Here is a 14,823-nt window from a genome sequence, read left to right as displayed (position 1 = left end):
AAATTAGCCTGCGCGAAGCAGCGTTTTCATTTTCTCGTTACGGCAGAGCTGACGCTTCATCTCCACCACCAGCGGGTGGCGGGAGAGCACAATCATCGCGCCAAATGCCAGTACGCCTGCGGCAATCTGCACCGCCAGCAGCAGTGCCAGCGACAAATGACCGCGCAGCACCCACCCCAGGCCATAGCTCATCACGAGCGTTGGAAGGGAGAGATAAAACGGCAGCCACAGGCTGAGAATATATTCACGGTAGCTGGAGCCCAGAATGGGTTTAATCAGCACGAAATAGCTCAGAATGGTGTTGATAATCTGCACCAGCAGGAAGCCCAGCGTAACGCCAATAGCGCCGCCCAACTGGCCGCCGACGATGATCGCCGGAATAAACAGACAGGTTTTAAATACGTTGAATTTAAAGCTAATATCGACGCGCGCCTTCGCCATCAGCAGCGAGCCTATCGGGTTACCGACCGAACGCAGCAGGCCCACTACGCACAGCAGTTGCAGCACCGGAATAATGCTCGCCCACTTGTCGCCAAACACCAGCGGCACAAAGTTGTTGCTCACCACCATCAGCCCCAGCAGCGCCGGGAAGTTGATAATACCCACCACGGAAAGCAGCTTGTAGAAGTTCACCCGCAGCTTGCTGGTGTCGTCCTGAATTTTGGCGAACGCCGGGAACAGCACGCGGGTGATTATCGGGTTGAGCTTCATCGGCGGTACCACCGCCACGTTGTAGGCCAGGTTGTAGCCCCCCGCTACGCCGGCGCCGAGAATACGTGCCAGCACCAGCGTTGAGAGGTTGGTGTTCACATAGTTGATGACGCTGTCTGCCGTCAGCCATGCGCCAAAACGCAGATTAGACGACACGCTCTTCAGTGAGAAATGCAGCCCCGGTCGATAAATTTTACGGCCGAAATAGCCAAACAGCAGAGTGCGAACCGCGCTGTTGACCAGATAACCAAGGATCGCGGTCATCGCCAGCGGCCAGAAGTGCGCCGACACCACCGTGAAGGTGAACCCCGCCAGCACCGAGCTGGTTTCAATCAGGCCAATCTTGTTGAACTCCAGCTCTTTTTGCATCAGCGCGCGGAACTGCTGCCCATGGGGGATAACAATAAACGCCAGTGACAGGGTCTGCATCAGCGGCCGTAAATCCGGGTTATGCAACACATCCGCAATGGCACCGCTCAGGGCAAAAACCGCCGCGCACACCACCACGCCAAGCCCAACATTCAACCAGTACAGGGTGGTCAGTTCGAGGTGACTAATCTCTTTGCGCTGAATAATTGAGTTGGCGATACCAAAATCGGACAGCGTATCGGCCAGCGCAATAATCACCAGTGAAACGGTCAACAGACCAAACTGGTGATTATCGATAATGCGCGCCAGCACTGTCATCTGCACCAGCCCAAGGCCGATAATGATGACGGTGGCCAGCGCCGACCACTTCGCGCCGCTGATGGTTTTTTCTCTCAGGCTCATACCCGTTCCTCAATACGCCGTTTTGCTGACGAAGCCTTTGAACACCGTCAGGAAAACAATTTTGATATCGAACCACAGGCTCCATTCGCGAATGTATTCCAGGTCGAACTCAACGCGTTTTTCCATTTTTTCCAGCGTATCCGTCTCGCCGCGCCAGCCGTTAATCTGAGCCCAACCGGTAATGCCCGGTTTCACTTTGTGGCGCAGCATGTAGCCTTCGATTAACTGACGATACTGTTCGTTATGCGCCACCGCATGGGGACGTGGGCCGACAATCGACATGCCGCCGGTCAGCACGTTGATAAACTGCGGCAGTTCATCGAGCGAGGTGCGGCGCAGAAAGTTGCCCACCGGCGTAACGCGCGGATCGTTCTGCGTGGCCTGCGTCACCACCGCATCGTTTTCCATGACTTTCATGGAGCGGAATTTCCACACTTTGATAGGCTTACCGTCCATGCCATACCGGGTCTGACGAAAAATGACGGGGCCGGCGGAGGTCAGTTTCACCGCCAGAGCGATACAGCACAGCGCGGGGGAAATCAGCAGCAGGATCATGCTGGCCAGCACGATATCTTCCAGCCGTTTGATGATGCGGTTAACGCCAGAAAGCGGCGTGTCATACAGCGGTACCACCGGCACACCGTTCACTTCTTCGATGCGGGAATGGAGAATATTAAAGGTGAAGACGTCCGGGATAATCAGCACCGAGCAGGTGGTATCCGCCAGTTCGCGCATCAGCTTTTTAATCAGGCGCTCTTCCTGCATCGACATCGCGATATAGACGTTATGGATTTTTCCCGCTCGCGCATCATCCAGCAGTTGCTGAATATTCCCCGCCCAGTCGGCGCTAACGCCCCCCGGTTTAGCATCGTGATAGGTTCCGACCACGTCATAACCCAGCCAGGGCTGATTACGGAAGCTCTCCAGCAGTGCCTGCCCCTGCGGGAGATCGCCCGCAACGGCGACATAACGGGTGTTATAACCGTGATTACGCAGCACCCCCGCCCCATAACGAATAAACGCCCGGCTGGCTAACATGCCGCAGCTTGACAGCAGATACCAGGCGAGCCAGACGCTAACATGGGTGCTGAAATCATCATCAAATGCCAGCAACCCGGCGCTGAACACCAGGCTCAGAGTCCAGTTTTGCAATAACAGCAACAGTTCGGTTGTAATGCGCACACCGCGCCATGAACGATAGAAATCAGTAATACCGCCAATCATCTGGAAAACGACCAGCGTCACCAGCGCCATCAGCAGATGGAGATAAAGAAATGGCAAAGCGGCGGCCTTACACACCAGCCATAGCCCGCCAAGCATAATGGTGATATCAGAAAAACGCTGCACCATTGAGATTAACGATGCATTCGTTTTGGCTCGTTCGCGCTTTTTTAGAGTCGTCATCGTTGTTCCTTTTTCATCGACAGTCACCCTCACCCTAACCCTCTCCCTCAGGAAGAGGGAACCGATCGCGCCATGGGTTAAGTGTGTGCGGTTTTCTCCCTCTCCCTGGGGGAGAGGGCGGGGTGAGGGAGTGCCCTTACTGCTTAAGCAGCGCCAGAATATCCTGCGTTCGCGCCTGCATCAGCGACGTATCGCCGCGAGACTCCACGTTCAAACGCACCACCGGTTCGGTATTGGATGAGCGCAGATTAAAGCGCCAGTCGGCAAACGCCAGGCTGATACCATCGGTACGGTCGATCTCCAGCGCCTCGTGGGCAAAATGCTGTTCGACACGGGCAATCGCGCGGGCAGGCTCTGCCAGCTTGCTGTTGATCTCCCCGCTTGCCGGGAAGGCCGCCATGCGGTCACGCACCAGTTCACCCAGCGATTTTCCTTTCAGGCACAGCAGTTCACTCACCAGCAGCCACGGGATCATTCCACTGTCGCAGTAGGCAAAATCGCGGAAGTAGTGATGGGCGCTCATCTCCCCGCCATAAATGGCGTCGTCTTTGCGCATGCGCTCTTTGATAAAAGCGTGACCGGTTTTTGACATCACCGGCGTGCCGCCCGCCGCCGTCACCACATCGACCGTGTTCCAGGAAAGACGCGGGTCGTGGATAATTTTGGCGCCCGGATTTTTCTCCAGGAACGCTTCCGCCAGCAGGCCGACAATGTAGTAGCCCTCAATAAACTGGCCGCTTTCATCGAACAGGAAGCAGCGGTCAAAATCGCCGTCAAAAGCGATGCCCATATCCGCACCGTGTTCAATCACCGCGTTGCGAGTGTCATCGCGGCATTCAGGTAACAGCGGGTTGGGAATACCGTTGGGGAAATTGCCGTCCGGGGTGTTGTGCACTTTAATCAGCGTCACCGGCACGTTCAGCGTCTTAAAGCGAGCTTCCAGCGCATCGATCACCGGCCCTGCTGCGCCGTTACCAGCGTTGATCACAAGCTTGAGCGGCGTCAGGTTTTTCACGTTGATGTACTGCAACAGATGGTCAATATAGGCATCACGCAGGTCGATTCTCTGGTAGCTGCCGCGCTTTGATTCCTCTACCGGCGGGAAATCATTGGCTTCAGCCAGGCGCTGCACATCGCGCAGGCCGGTGTCGCCGCTGATCGGACGCGCGCCTTCACGCACCAGCTTCATACCGTTGTAATCCATCGGATTATGACTGGCAGTCACTTCGATACCGCCGTCAATACCGAGGTGGAAAGTGGCAAAATAGATCTCTTCGGTGCCGGAAAGGCCGATATCAAGTACATCAACGCCCGCATCGCGCAGGCCACGCGCCAGCGCCAGCTTCAACGCTTCGCTGGTCAGACGCACATCGCCGCCCAGCACAATGGTTTTCGGCTGCAAAAACTCGCCATAGGCGCGGCCAATACGCCACGCAATATCTTCATTCAGCTCTTCGCCTAATTTGCCGCGAATATCATAGGCTTTGAAACAGGTTAATTTTTTCATGTTTTACCCTTCTTCAGGCAACAGTGAGCCCTGGCCTGTGATGGCCAATATTTTCATTGTTTTATTAGCGGATGGCTTATACGCGCCCGTAACGATCCGCGAAACGCACCACGTCGTCCTCTTCCAGATAGGAGCCGGAGCGAACTTCAATTAAATCGAGCGGGATCTTGCCGGGGTTTTCCAGGCTGTGGGTCGCGCCGAGCGGGATATAAATAGATTCGTTTTCACCCAGCAGTTTGACCTCATCATTGATGGTCACTTTGGCGGTGCCCGCGACCACAATCCAGTGCTCAGCCCGGTGATGATGCATCTGCAACGACAGCCCTTCGCCCGGCTTAACGGTGATCCGTTTCACCTGATAGCGCTCGCCTTCATCAATCGAGTCATATTTCCCCCACGGGCGATACACTTCCCGGTGGATATGGTGCTCGTGACGACCATCGGCTTTAATCTGCTCGACCACTTTTTTGACGTCCTGCACCGAACCGCGATCGGCTATCAGCACCGCGTCTTTGGTCTGCACCACAACAAGATCCTTTACGCCCACAGTCGTCACCAGCCCGGATTCCGCATAGACGTAGCTGTTCTCGGTTTTATGGCTGATGACATCACCGTGATGCACGTTGCCTTCCGGCGTATGCTTGCTGATTTCCCACAGCGAGGACCAGGAGCCCACATCGCTCCAGCCTGCGTCCATCGGCACCACCACCGCATCGGCGGTCTGCTCCATCACCGCGTAGTCAACAGACTCTTCCGGGCAGGCGAGGAACGCCGCTTCATCAACGCGAATAAAATCGAGATCCGGGTCGGTAACGTTCATCGCCTTCTCGCAGGCCTCGAGAATATCCGGGCGATACTTTTTCAGCTCTTCCAGGAAGCGCCCGGCGCGGAACAGGAACATGCCGCTGTTCCAGTAGTATTCACCGCTGGAGACATACGCCTGGGCTGTTTCCAGATTGGGTTTTTCGACAAACTGCGCCACATCGAAGGCCACGGCGTCTTTTTCACCGGGGCTCACCTCGCCACGGCGAATATAGCCATAGCCGGTTTCCGGCAGGTCGGGCACGATACCAAATGTCACCAGCTTTCCGCTTTCGGCGTAAGGCGTGGCGTTGCGTACCGCCTCGCGGAACGCCTCTTCATTCTGAATGACGTGGTCAGCCGCCAGCACCAGCATCAGCGGGTCACACCCGGTGTCGCGACGCACGGCGGCCAGCGCCGCGAGGGCAATGGCGGGCGCGGTATTACGCCCGACAGGTTCGAGAATGATATTTTCGGTCAGCTTATTCATCTGGCGCAGTTGTTCGGCGACGATAAAGCGGTGTTGTTCATTACAGATAACCACCGGGCTTTCGCACTGGACGCCGTTCAGGCGGTTGACCGTCGCCTGCAACATGGTCAGTTCCCCTTTCAGACACAGGAACTGTTTGGGATAAAGCACTCGGGACAGCGGCCACAAACGGCTGCCGGAGCCACCGGCCATCACTACCGGAAAAAGTGTTGATTGACTCATCGTTTAACCCCGAATATCAGCAATAAATTGACTCAGCACGTTCTCTTTATCGAGCGTGCGTTCCGCGTAGGCCAGCGCCTGCGCGTTGCGTTTTGGCATCGCTAATGCCTGTTCAATACCTTCCATCAGCGCCGGAACCGATTCCGGCTCCACGCAAACGGCGATCCCCGGGTCGTTCTGGCACAGTTGCCCCAGTTCGGTTTCCGCTTCGGCGGTGATCACCGCATTGCCGCCAACCGCGAGGATATTGGTCAGTTTGGACGGCAGAACCGCATCTGCCGCGCCGCGTTTTTGAATAACCAGATGGCAATCGGCCATGGATAACAGCGCCGGCAGCGCGTCGTAAGATTGCAGCGGGAAGAAGCGCACATTGTCTAAACCGCGCTCAAGCGCCTGTTTTTCCAGCCGGGCTTTACCGCCCCCCTGGCCGACAATCACAAACAGCCACGGCTTATCGCGCAACTGTTCAGCCGCTTCAATCACGCTCTCCAGCCCCTGCTTTTCGCCGATGTTGCCAGAGTAGAGGATCAGTTTACGATCGTCCGGCAGGCCGAGCTGTTCGCGCAGAACAGCAACATGCGTGCTGTTCACCTCGCGAAAACGTTCCACTTCCGACCAGTTGGGGAAGAAAATGACCTTCTCCGGCGCAACCCCCTTCTCGCAGGCTTTTTTCATCATTGAGCGTGAGATGGTTGAAACGTTGTCGACGTTGTGCAGGCCGCTGCGCTCAAAGGCGCTGGCGAGTTTCGCCACTTTGCCAGGCTTGCCTTTGCCCGCCATCCCCAGACCGAGCATGGCGTCTACTTCATAATCCTGAATATGCAACAGGGTGCGCGCACCGGAGAGTTTTGCCAGCAGGCGCATCCCCGGCGTGCAGAACAGCGTTGGCACCACGCCGATGATGCGATCCGGCTTCCAGCGACGCTGGGCCAGCAGCGGGAAAAAGCTGCTGGCGGCAAAACTGCCTAAATGGATCAGGCGCTTGAGCGTAGAAGGCTGTTTCGGAACGTACAGCGGGCAGCGCCAGACGGTCGCCGCGCCCTCTTCCCGGCGGTAGCGCCAGGCCGAGTAATGCTCGCCCACCTGCCATTGCGGGTAGTACGGCGGTGCGGTGATCACCCGCACCTCATGGCCCTGGCGCGCCATCCACTCCACCATCTCACCGGTGTATTTGCCGATGCCCGTCAGTTCCGGTGAATAATTGATGCCATAAACCAGTATTTTCATAATCCCGGAACCCCGGCACGCCGCGCATCCTGGAAGTAAGCACGGCTGTTATCGTGCACATTGTCAGCCGCCAGCAGCGCGGAAGGCGTCCACCAGCGGTATTCATTGTGTTGTTCATCCGACAGCGCCAGCGCGCTTTCCTCTACGCGCAGACGAAAAGCGAGCACGATGTAATGGGTGGAAAAATCCTCTCCCGAGAAATTATCGGCATAGAAATGCTGCCAGACGCCATCGAACTGGCCTGCCGTTATCGGCAGACTCAGCCCGAGCTCCGCCTGCGTTAAGCGGGCGAAGGCATCGGCAAGCGTTTCATCTTTCTGCACGCGACCGCCGGGAACAAACCAGAACCCTTGCGCCGGGCGGTTGGTGCGTTTGCCAAGCAGATATTCGCCCTGCGCGTTCTCGACGATCAAATCGATAGAGCTAAGCGGCGTCGAACGCACTACGGTGGCAAAATCCTGCGTGCTCAGAAACATGCTCTACCCCCGGAAATGGTGCTGGTTTTCAAGAAACCACTGGTAAGTGCTGGCAAGGCCAGCTTCCAGAGTGATTTCGTGATACCAGCCCAGTTGATGCAGGCGGGAGACGTCGAGCAGTTTGCGCGGCGTACCATCCGGTTTTGACGCATCGAACACGACGCGACCTTTAAAGCCGACAACCTTCGCCAGCGTCTGCGCCAGTTCGCGAATGGTGCAATCAATGCCGGTTCCAACGTTGATGTGCGACAGCATCGGCTGGGTATTCTCCAGCCACACATCGCGATCCAGCTCCATCACGTGGATGCTGGCAGCCGCCATATCGTCCACGTGGAGGAACTCGCGCATCGGCGTACCGCTGCCCCAGACAACCACGTCCGACGCATTCTGCTGCGCAGCTTCATAGAAGCGGCGCAGCAGCGCCGGGATCACATGCGAGTTACTCGGGTGGAAGTTGTCATTCGGCCCGTACAGATTGGTCGGCATCACCGAGCGATAATCCCGGCCATACTGGCGGTTATAGGATTCGCACAGCTTGATCCCGGCAATTTTGGCGATGGCGTAAGGCTCGTTAGTCTCTTCCAGCGTGCCCTGCAGCAGCTCACTTTCAGCCATTGGCTGCTTCGCCAGCTTCGGGTAAATGCAGGATGACCCGAGGAACAGCAGCTTATTCACGTTGTGCACATGCGCGGCGTGAATAATGTTGCTTTCCATCATCATGTTTTCGTAGATGAAATCCGCCGGGTAAGTGTTATTCGCCACAATACCGCCGACTTTCGCCGCCGCCAGATAAACCTGGTCTATCTGCTCGGTGGCAAAAAATTCATCCACCGCCTGGCTGTCCAGCAGGTTGAGCTCGTCACGGGTACGCAGAATCAGATCCACGTTTTCTCGCTGCTCAAGCTGGCGGACAATGGCCGAACCGACCATTCCCCGGTGGCCCGCCACAAAAATACGTTGTCTGCTCATACTCAGGACTCCAGCGCGATCGCCACATCGTAACCGTGTGATTTCAACAGCGAGTGTTTCTTCGCCGCTTCCAGGTCTTTGGCAACCATTTCAGAGACCATCTCCTGCAAGGTGGTTTCCGGTTTCCAGCCCAGGGTTTCGTGCGCTTTGGTCGGGTCGCCCAGCAGGGTTTCCACTTCCGCCGGACGGAAGTAGCGCGGGTCAACGGCGATAATCACATCACCCGGTTTCACACCCGGCGCATCGTGCCCGGTAACGGAAACGACAATGCCCTTCTCTTCCACGCCTGTGCCTTCAAAGCGCAGTTTGATACCCAGTTGCGCAGCCGCCATTTCGACAAACTGACGCACGGAATACTGCACGCCGGTGGCGATGACGAAATCTTCCGGTTTGTCCTGTTGCAGCATCATCCACTGCATTTTTACGTAATCTTTGGCATGGCCCCAGTCACGCAGGGAGTCCATGTTGCCGAGATACAGGCACGACTCCAGCCCCTGGGCAATGTTGGCAATCGCGCGGGTAATTTTACGGGTGACGAAGGTTTCGCCACGACGCGGGGATTCGTGGTTGAACAGAATGCCGTTACAGGCGTACATGCCATAGGATTCGCGATAGTTTACGGTAATCCAGTAAGCGTAAAGCTTGGCCACCGCATACGGAGAGCGCGGGTAGAACGGCGTGGTCTCTTTCTGCGGAATTTCCTGCACCAGGCCATACAGCTCGGAAGTCGAGGCCTGATAGAAGCGAGTTTTCTTCTCAAGACCCAGGAAGCGGATCGCTTCCAGCAGACGCAGCGTCCCCATCGCATCAACGTCGGCGGTGTATTCCGGCGATTCGAAGGAGACCGCAACGTGGCTCATCGCCCCCAGGTTATAGACCTCATCCGGCTGCACTTCCTGCAGGATGCGGGTCAGGTTGGAGCTGTCGGTCAGGTCACCGTAGTGCAGGTGGAATTTAGGGTTGCTGGTGTGCGGATCCTGGTAGATATGGTCAACACGTTCCGTGTTAAAGGAGGATGCGCGACGTTTAATACCGTGAACTTCATAGCCTTTTTCCAGCAGAAGCTCTGCAAGGTAAGAACCGTCCTGCCCGGTTACGCCGGTGATGAGAGCGACTTTTGACATGTTTATATCCTCTGTACTTATCAGAAATTATTCAGTTTCAACGCGTTCGCGTATCACCACTGCGGGGTTGCCACGGCAAATCGTGTTTGCCGGAAGCGATTTAAAAACACTGCTTCGCGCACCGACTACGGTGCCGTCGCCAATCGTGATGCCGGGTGCGACAAAAACATCCGTCGCCAGCCAGCATTTCTCGCCAATCACAATCGGTGTGGCGGTAATATCGAAATATTGACTCTGGAAGTCGTGGCTTCCGGTACATAAATAACACTTTTGCGATACCACTGAATTTTCACCAATGGTGATATCACCTAATGTATATAAAACAGCGTCATCACCGACCCAGGCGTTATCACCGAGGGTCAATTTCCACGGATAGGTAATTTTTACCGACGGGCGAATGACTACGTTTTTTCCTATTTTTGCGCCAAACAGACGTAATAAAAATGCACGCCAACGGTAGAGTATTTGCGGAGACCAGGCAAACAGTGTTGATTGCACCGCCCACCATAATTGCACTTTAAACCCTCCCGCTCCGCGGAAATTTTTCGGCACGGAGAAGCCAGATAAATCCTGCATACTTTTCCCTTATATTTAAGATTTGTTATATAAGGCTTTGGTTTTCCCGGTGGTACGTAACCGTAATAAATAAGACAATTCTGTCAGCAGCTTTGGCATGCGTAATATTTCTCGCTGAACATTTTTTGCATCCTGACACAACTGTAAATTATTGGTGGTTGACACGCCGCCCATCGAAAATTCAGAAACGATCCCTTTAATACGCTTAAAGGCATAACCTGATTTATACAATTTTGCCGCCAGCGCATAATCCGATGACACACGATATTGCATATCATAAGGATTTTGTTGCAACCCTGCGCATGGGAAAAAGATAGCCTGATGGCTGGCCGGTAAACTGTGATAAATATACCACCCCCTTTTCGCCCGACGCGTCAGTTGTGTGCCGTCACCAAAATCAAGGATGGCATCACCAAGGTACATAGCATCATCTTTTTTATTGCGTAATTGACGCACAAATTGTGATACATCCTGGTGAAAAACATCACCCGAATTGAGGAACAGCGCGAACCGGCCTTGCGCCATAGCGATACCTTTATTCATGGCATCATACAGGCCATTATCTGGCTCGCTGACATAGCGTAAGTTATACTGGCCATTACGTTTTTGCAGAAACTCCGCCGTACCGTCAGCCGACCCGCCGTCGACCACAATCCACTCAAACTGGATGCCAGGATCGTTCGCCAGATGCGCCAGTGAACGCCAGGTTTTGACCACACCGTCGTGGTTGCGAAAAGCTACGGTAATCACACTCAGCAGCATTGTTTTTCCACCTTATCAGCTATCTGTAATATTTAGTGCTTTACGCAGAATAAATGGACAGACAATTAAAAACGCATATTCCGGGCTAAATATCGAACCGGTAAAAAACAGCGATATCGGCGTAAAAAGAAACAACTGAACTCTGAAGTTACGATTATTCCCAAAAGCGTTTATTGTCATCTTTCCGACATTAAACAGATACCAGGCCGTCAATATCACTGCGAACCAGGAAAAATAAATAATTAGCAGATACAACCCATTGTCTATTGTTTTTCCGACGTCCGCACCGTTAAAGATTCCGAATGATGCCACATATTCGTAAAGAGAACCGAAGCGAACCACACCATCAATATTGGTCAGGGAGTAACCGACCATCACGAGCGGGCCGATAATACGGTAATAAGATGACGAACCTTCCGTCCCCAAATCGCCCAGACGCTCAGAAATATACGGAAATGCAAATATCAGGCCGACTAAAAAAACGGCCAAAGAGATAATCGCTAACGGCAGTTTTTTCCGAATTGCTTCTTTGTTCAGGTACTGGAAAGCCCATTCCAGTAAATAGAACAAAATAAACGTCATGACTCCGGAAAATGATCCTGAAAGAATTATCCCTGCCAGAATCATAGCATCTGCCTTAGGGGTTTTGATACCAAACTGTTTGATACAAAGCCAAATTGAGATTAACGCCAGAGCGAAAAACGCTGGTTCAAAATAGAGTGCAGTGGTTCGCTTACCGCCGAACTTGATAAAGTTCAGAACATAACTGTTGCTGTATATCAGATATTTCGAAATTATCTCCATCAGGCTACTGCCGCCAGAGACAATAATTTGCAGCATCTCAACGGCCGCCAGCATGACAATCACGCCGATCACCATATAAAAGCCACGCAGGATCTTCCGATGGTTGTGTGGAGAAATAACTTTGAAGCGAATACTCCACACCATGCCGACGATAATCACGATATAGACAAACAGCATCGTCGAGGTGACGTACTTGCTGGCGTCATAAGACTGACCGAAGAGATAGTTAAAAAGCGTCAGCCCTACCCCCGCACCGAGGGCAATCATCAGTTTTTTAAGGTTAATCAGGTCAACGTAGAGTAAAAGCAGCAACGGCAAAAAGGTCACGATAGTTATCGGGAAGCTCTCGCCGAGCTGGGCAATTTTTACGTTAACCAGCAGATAGATTAACGGTAGCAGCAGATAGCTACAGATTCTGATAGAACGAGACATACTCCTCCAGCATCTGTTGACCACTGTAGGCCTGACGACTGCGGGCGCTGAACTGTGCAAGCGTGGTGCCAAAAATCGCCTGTGCAATCTCCTCTTTTGGCCGTTGCGCCAGCGCCAGCACTTCGCCATCATCAACCGTGCGGCCGCCCGATTTATTCAGCACTTCCTGCGCCGCTTCGCTATGGGTGGCAATGACCGGCACACCTATCGACAGCGCTTCGCAAAGAATTAACGGATAGTTATCCACGCGAGAACTGAAAAGCAGCGCATCCATGGCATTGAGCTTGCCCATCAACTGGCGTTTGTCGGTAAGAAAGCCGTGGTTGACCACGTTGTCGGCGCTGAAGGGGGAGAATTTGCCAAACGTATGCACTTCAACCTTATCGCCCAGCGCGATAAGGTCACGCACCAGTTGCTGGTTAGTTTTGCCGTCGTAGCGCAGATCGTGCGCCACAACGGCTATTTTCGGGCGCTGCGTGCTGACACTCATCGGCGCAAGATCCGCCAGAATAGTCTCTGTCGCCACGTCAATGCCGTTATTAATCACCCGGCAACGCCCCTGCCCGTACAGACTGTTGAAAGCATCAGCGACATGATGACTTGGCGAAATGAAATGGCAGCCCAGCGCCAGCATCTGGCGAAACAGCGCGCGCTTTTCATCAAGCTGTTGATGGGCGCGGTCGACCTTCACCGGCGGATAGTTACTGAGCGTCGGGCACTGCGCGCAGCCTCGCTTCCAGCCTTCGCAGCCGTCGAGAAAGGCGCAACGTCCGGTGACGCTCCAGTGATCGTGCAGCGTCCAGACAAAAGTGACGTCACGTTTATCAGCCCTGACGCGCTCGCAAAATTTCACCACTTCCGCCAGATTCAGCCAGTAGCTGTGCATCACATGAAAGTGCAGCACCACCGGGCCGGACGTCCGGCTAACCGTGCGGAAAAGACCGTTCAGGTTGCCGAAGAGATCCCGGTTGAAGAGACGAAACAGCGCCAGATTGGCGATGGAGGTAACGCGCGGCGTATGTTTAATGACGTTCGGGTAGCGGTCATGGCTTTCGCTCTTTTTGCCGCCTTTACCGTAGCCATAGACAAACTGCGACTTCAGCCCCTGCTGTAGCGCTCGCTGATGTAAATCAAGCGCCACGCCTGCCGCCCCGCCTTCTGCGAGACGCACGTTAAATTGCATAATATTCATTTCAGTACCTTCACCCGCGCTTTCTCACCCACGACCAGCGCATGGTCAGGAATGTTATCCAGCACAATGCTGCCTGCGCCGATAGTGACCTGATTACCGATAGTGATATCGCCGATAATCACCACGTTGGCGCCGAGTTCCACCCCGTTGCCAATGACCGGACACGCCAGGCTGCCGGGCCCGCGATTGCCGATGGTCACACCATGGCGAATAGTAAAATCATCCCCCGCCACCACATTTTTGTTGATGACCACCGCATAGCCGTGGTGGATGGTGAAGCGACGCCCAATGGTGGCGGCGGCCTGAATTTCGTAACCAAACAGGCATTCGGTAACAAAGCGATAGAGCAGCAGCAGCGGCGCGGCCCACAGATTATTCAGCACATTTTTTTTGCGCCAGACGGAACAAAAATGCGCGATGCGGTAGGCCATCACCATGCAGCACGGACGCAGGCTCCAGCTATTGGCGCGTAAATCTTCCAGCATGGTTATTTCCCTCGCAGCCCATCAGCCAGGCGTTTGCCGTTGCGGATGGAAAACAGCGTCCACAGCGTCCGCCAGTTCATGCGTTTATTGCGGATCTGATACAGGGTGAAGAGTTGGTATTTCTTGCTCGCCCGGTCAAATTTGTCTTTGTGTTTACGGTAAAAATGGAAGTAGCCGGAAAACTTTTTCGGCGAATTGGTGATTTGCATCTCGCCGTGGTTGATGTGCAGGATCTGCGTAGCTTCTTCGATTTTCCACGGTTCGCCCCAGGCCACCACCATGCGCAGGAAGATGTCATAGTCCTGAGCCGCCTTCAGTTGCGTATCAAACAGGCACTCTTTAAACCGCCACGCCGAGGTAAATACCTGGTTGCCGACAATGTTGCGCTTATAGAACAACTTGCGGGAAAACGGCGACTTCGGGTAAAGCGGCAGGCTCGCTGGCTGCGAGTACACTTCGCCCTGACACAGATAGTCATTGGCGTAAAGAAACGCGTGAGTCACCAGTTGGTGCTTCTGTTCAAGAAACACCGATAAACGGTTAGGTGTCCACTCGTCATCGTCATCGATACCAGTGATGAACTGGCCTTTTGACTGCCTGATGGCCTGGTTACGCACCGCGCATGCCCCGGAATTGACGTCGTTATGGATGTAACACACACGCGGGTCATTCAGTTCGGCGATAAATTGCGCAAGCTGTTCGTAAGATTCGGAGCAGTCATCAACGATGATCATCTCCCAGTTCGGGTAATCCTGGCGCAGCACCGATTTAATGGCGCGGATGGCCAACTGTTGCCGATTCCAGGTCGGCATATAAATAGAGATCAATGGATTTTCTGTAGTCATGAGGATCTCCCGAAGAAGTAAAGTC

The 14,823-nt window shown here is 54.2% G+C and carries 14 protein-coding genes; all 14 read right to left on the bottom strand.

Annotation, left to right across the window (positions count from 1 at the left end; genetic code table 11):
• Positions 1 to 3: 3 nt before the first annotated feature.
• The 14 genes from wzxC to wcaA all read right to left on the bottom strand — a co-directional run bounded on the left by wzxC (position 4) and on the right by wcaA (position 14,798).
• Positions 4 to 1,482, bottom strand: coding sequence for a colanic acid undecaprenyl disphosphate flippase WzxC (wzxC, locus tag VSR74_RS15285; protein ID WP_347795505.1), 1,479 nt, complete (start codon positions 1,480 to 1,482; stop codon positions 4 to 6).
• A gap of 9 nt (positions 1,483 to 1,491) precedes the next feature.
• Complete coding sequence (gene wcaJ, locus VSR74_RS15280) at positions 1,492 to 2,886, bottom strand: undecaprenyl-phosphate glucose phosphotransferase (RefSeq protein ID WP_347795504.1); 1,395 nt, start codon at positions 2,884 to 2,886, stop codon at positions 1,492 to 1,494.
• Positions 2,887 to 3,022: 136 nt separating this feature from the next.
• Positions 3,023 to 4,393, bottom strand: a complete 1,371-nt coding sequence (gene cpsG / locus VSR74_RS15275) for a colanic acid biosynthesis phosphomannomutase CpsG (protein WP_347795503.1) — start codon at positions 4,391 to 4,393, stop codon at positions 3,023 to 3,025.
• Between the two features lie 76 nt (positions 4,394 to 4,469).
• Entirely contained in the window at positions 4,470 to 5,906 is a 1,437-nt protein-coding gene (cpsB, locus tag VSR74_RS15270; RefSeq protein ID WP_347795502.1) for a mannose-1-phosphate guanyltransferase, read from the bottom strand.
• A gap of 3 nt (positions 5,907 to 5,909) precedes the next feature.
• Positions 5,910 to 7,133 carry a colanic acid biosynthesis fucosyltransferase WcaI gene (wcaI, locus tag VSR74_RS15265; RefSeq protein WP_347795501.1) on the bottom strand — a complete coding sequence of 408 codons (1,224 nt, stop codon included), beginning with the start codon at positions 7,131 to 7,133 and terminating at the stop codon, positions 5,910 to 5,912.
• Positions 7,130 to 7,609, bottom strand: a complete 480-nt coding sequence (locus VSR74_RS15260) for a GDP-mannose mannosyl hydrolase (RefSeq protein WP_347795500.1) — start codon at positions 7,607 to 7,609, stop codon at positions 7,130 to 7,132. Before VSR74_RS15260 ends, wcaI begins: the two co-directional genes overlap by 4 nt.
• Positions 7,610 to 7,612: 3 nt before the next feature.
• Complete coding sequence (fcl, locus tag VSR74_RS15255; RefSeq protein ID WP_347795499.1) at positions 7,613 to 8,578, bottom strand: GDP-L-fucose synthase; 966 nt, start codon at positions 8,576 to 8,578, stop codon at positions 7,613 to 7,615.
• Positions 8,579 to 8,580: 2 nt separating this feature from the next.
• Positions 8,581 to 9,702 carry a GDP-mannose 4,6-dehydratase gene (gmd, locus tag VSR74_RS15250; protein WP_347795498.1) on the bottom strand — a complete coding sequence of 374 codons (1,122 nt, stop codon included), beginning with the start codon at positions 9,700 to 9,702 and terminating at the stop codon, positions 8,581 to 8,583.
• 27 nt (positions 9,703 to 9,729) lie between these two features.
• A complete protein-coding gene (gene wcaF / locus VSR74_RS15245) occupies positions 9,730 to 10,278 on the bottom strand; it encodes a colanic acid biosynthesis acetyltransferase WcaF (protein WP_347795497.1) in 549 nt (182 codons plus the stop codon).
• Positions 10,279 to 10,293: 15 nt separating this feature from the next.
• On the bottom strand, positions 10,294 to 11,040 hold the full coding sequence (gene wcaE, locus VSR74_RS15240) for a colanic acid biosynthesis glycosyltransferase WcaE (protein ID WP_347795496.1): 747 nt from the start codon (positions 11,038 to 11,040) through the stop codon (positions 10,294 to 10,296).
• A 15-nt stretch (positions 11,041 to 11,055) separates the two neighbouring features.
• Positions 11,056 to 12,276, bottom strand: coding sequence for a colanic acid polymerase WcaD (gene wcaD / locus VSR74_RS15235; RefSeq protein ID WP_347795495.1), 1,221 nt, complete (start codon positions 12,274 to 12,276; stop codon positions 11,056 to 11,058).
• Positions 12,251 to 13,468, bottom strand: a complete 1,218-nt coding sequence (wcaC, locus tag VSR74_RS15230) for a colanic acid biosynthesis glycosyltransferase WcaC (RefSeq protein ID WP_347795494.1) — start codon at positions 13,466 to 13,468, stop codon at positions 12,251 to 12,253. The genes wcaD and wcaC overlap by 26 nt, the downstream gene beginning before the upstream one ends.
• Complete coding sequence (wcaB, locus tag VSR74_RS15225) at positions 13,465 to 13,953, bottom strand: colanic acid biosynthesis acetyltransferase WcaB (RefSeq protein ID WP_347795493.1); 489 nt, start codon at positions 13,951 to 13,953, stop codon at positions 13,465 to 13,467. The genes wcaC and wcaB overlap by 4 nt, the downstream gene beginning before the upstream one ends.
• Positions 13,954 to 13,955: 2 nt before the next feature.
• Complete coding sequence (gene wcaA, locus VSR74_RS15220; RefSeq protein WP_347795492.1) at positions 13,956 to 14,798, bottom strand: colanic acid biosynthesis glycosyltransferase WcaA; 843 nt, start codon at positions 14,796 to 14,798, stop codon at positions 13,956 to 13,958.
• Positions 14,799 to 14,823: the final 25 nt, after the last annotated feature.

It is taken from the genome of Pseudocitrobacter cyperus (genome assembly GCF_039889165.1).
In the GTDB taxonomy this organism is placed as follows: domain Bacteria; phylum Pseudomonadota; class Gammaproteobacteria; order Enterobacterales; family Enterobacteriaceae; genus Pseudocitrobacter; species Pseudocitrobacter cyperus.
This window is presented reverse-complemented; position numbering and strand designations above follow the sequence as displayed.

Coding starts and splice junctions, on each gene's coding strand:
- wzxC (WP_347795505.1), bottom strand. CDS start 1,482: ATGAGCCTGAGAGAAAAAACCATCAGCGGCGCGAAGTGGTCGGCGCTG.
- wcaJ (WP_347795504.1), bottom strand. CDS start 2,886: ATGACGACTCTAAAAAAGCGCGAACGAGCCAAAACGAATGCATCGTTA.
- cpsG (WP_347795503.1), bottom strand. CDS start 4,393: ATGAAAAAATTAACCTGTTTCAAAGCCTATGATATTCGCGGCAAATTA.
- cpsB (WP_347795502.1), bottom strand. CDS start 5,906: ATGAGTCAATCAACACTTTTTCCGGTAGTGATGGCCGGTGGCTCCGGC.
- wcaI (WP_347795501.1), bottom strand. CDS start 7,133: ATGAAAATACTGGTTTATGGCATCAATTATTCACCGGAACTGACGGGC.
- VSR74_RS15260 (WP_347795500.1), bottom strand. CDS start 7,609: ATGTTTCTGAGCACGCAGGATTTTGCCACCGTAGTGCGTTCGACGCCG.
- fcl (WP_347795499.1), bottom strand. CDS start 8,578: ATGAGCAGACAACGTATTTTTGTGGCGGGCCACCGGGGAATGGTCGGT.
- gmd (WP_347795498.1), bottom strand. CDS start 9,702: ATGTCAAAAGTCGCTCTCATCACCGGCGTAACCGGGCAGGACGGTTCT.
- wcaF (WP_347795497.1), bottom strand. CDS start 10,278: ATGCAGGATTTATCTGGCTTCTCCGTGCCGAAAAATTTCCGCGGAGCG.
- wcaE (WP_347795496.1), bottom strand. CDS start 11,040: ATGCTGCTGAGTGTGATTACCGTAGCTTTTCGCAACCACGACGGTGTG.
- wcaD (WP_347795495.1), bottom strand. CDS start 12,276: ATGTCTCGTTCTATCAGAATCTGTAGCTATCTGCTGCTACCGTTAATC.
- wcaC (WP_347795494.1), bottom strand. CDS start 13,468: ATGAATATTATGCAATTTAACGTGCGTCTCGCAGAAGGCGGGGCGGCA.
- wcaB (WP_347795493.1), bottom strand. CDS start 13,953: ATGCTGGAAGATTTACGCGCCAATAGCTGGAGCCTGCGTCCGTGCTGC.
- wcaA (WP_347795492.1), bottom strand. CDS start 14,798: ATGACTACAGAAAATCCATTGATCTCTATTTATATGCCGACCTGGAAT.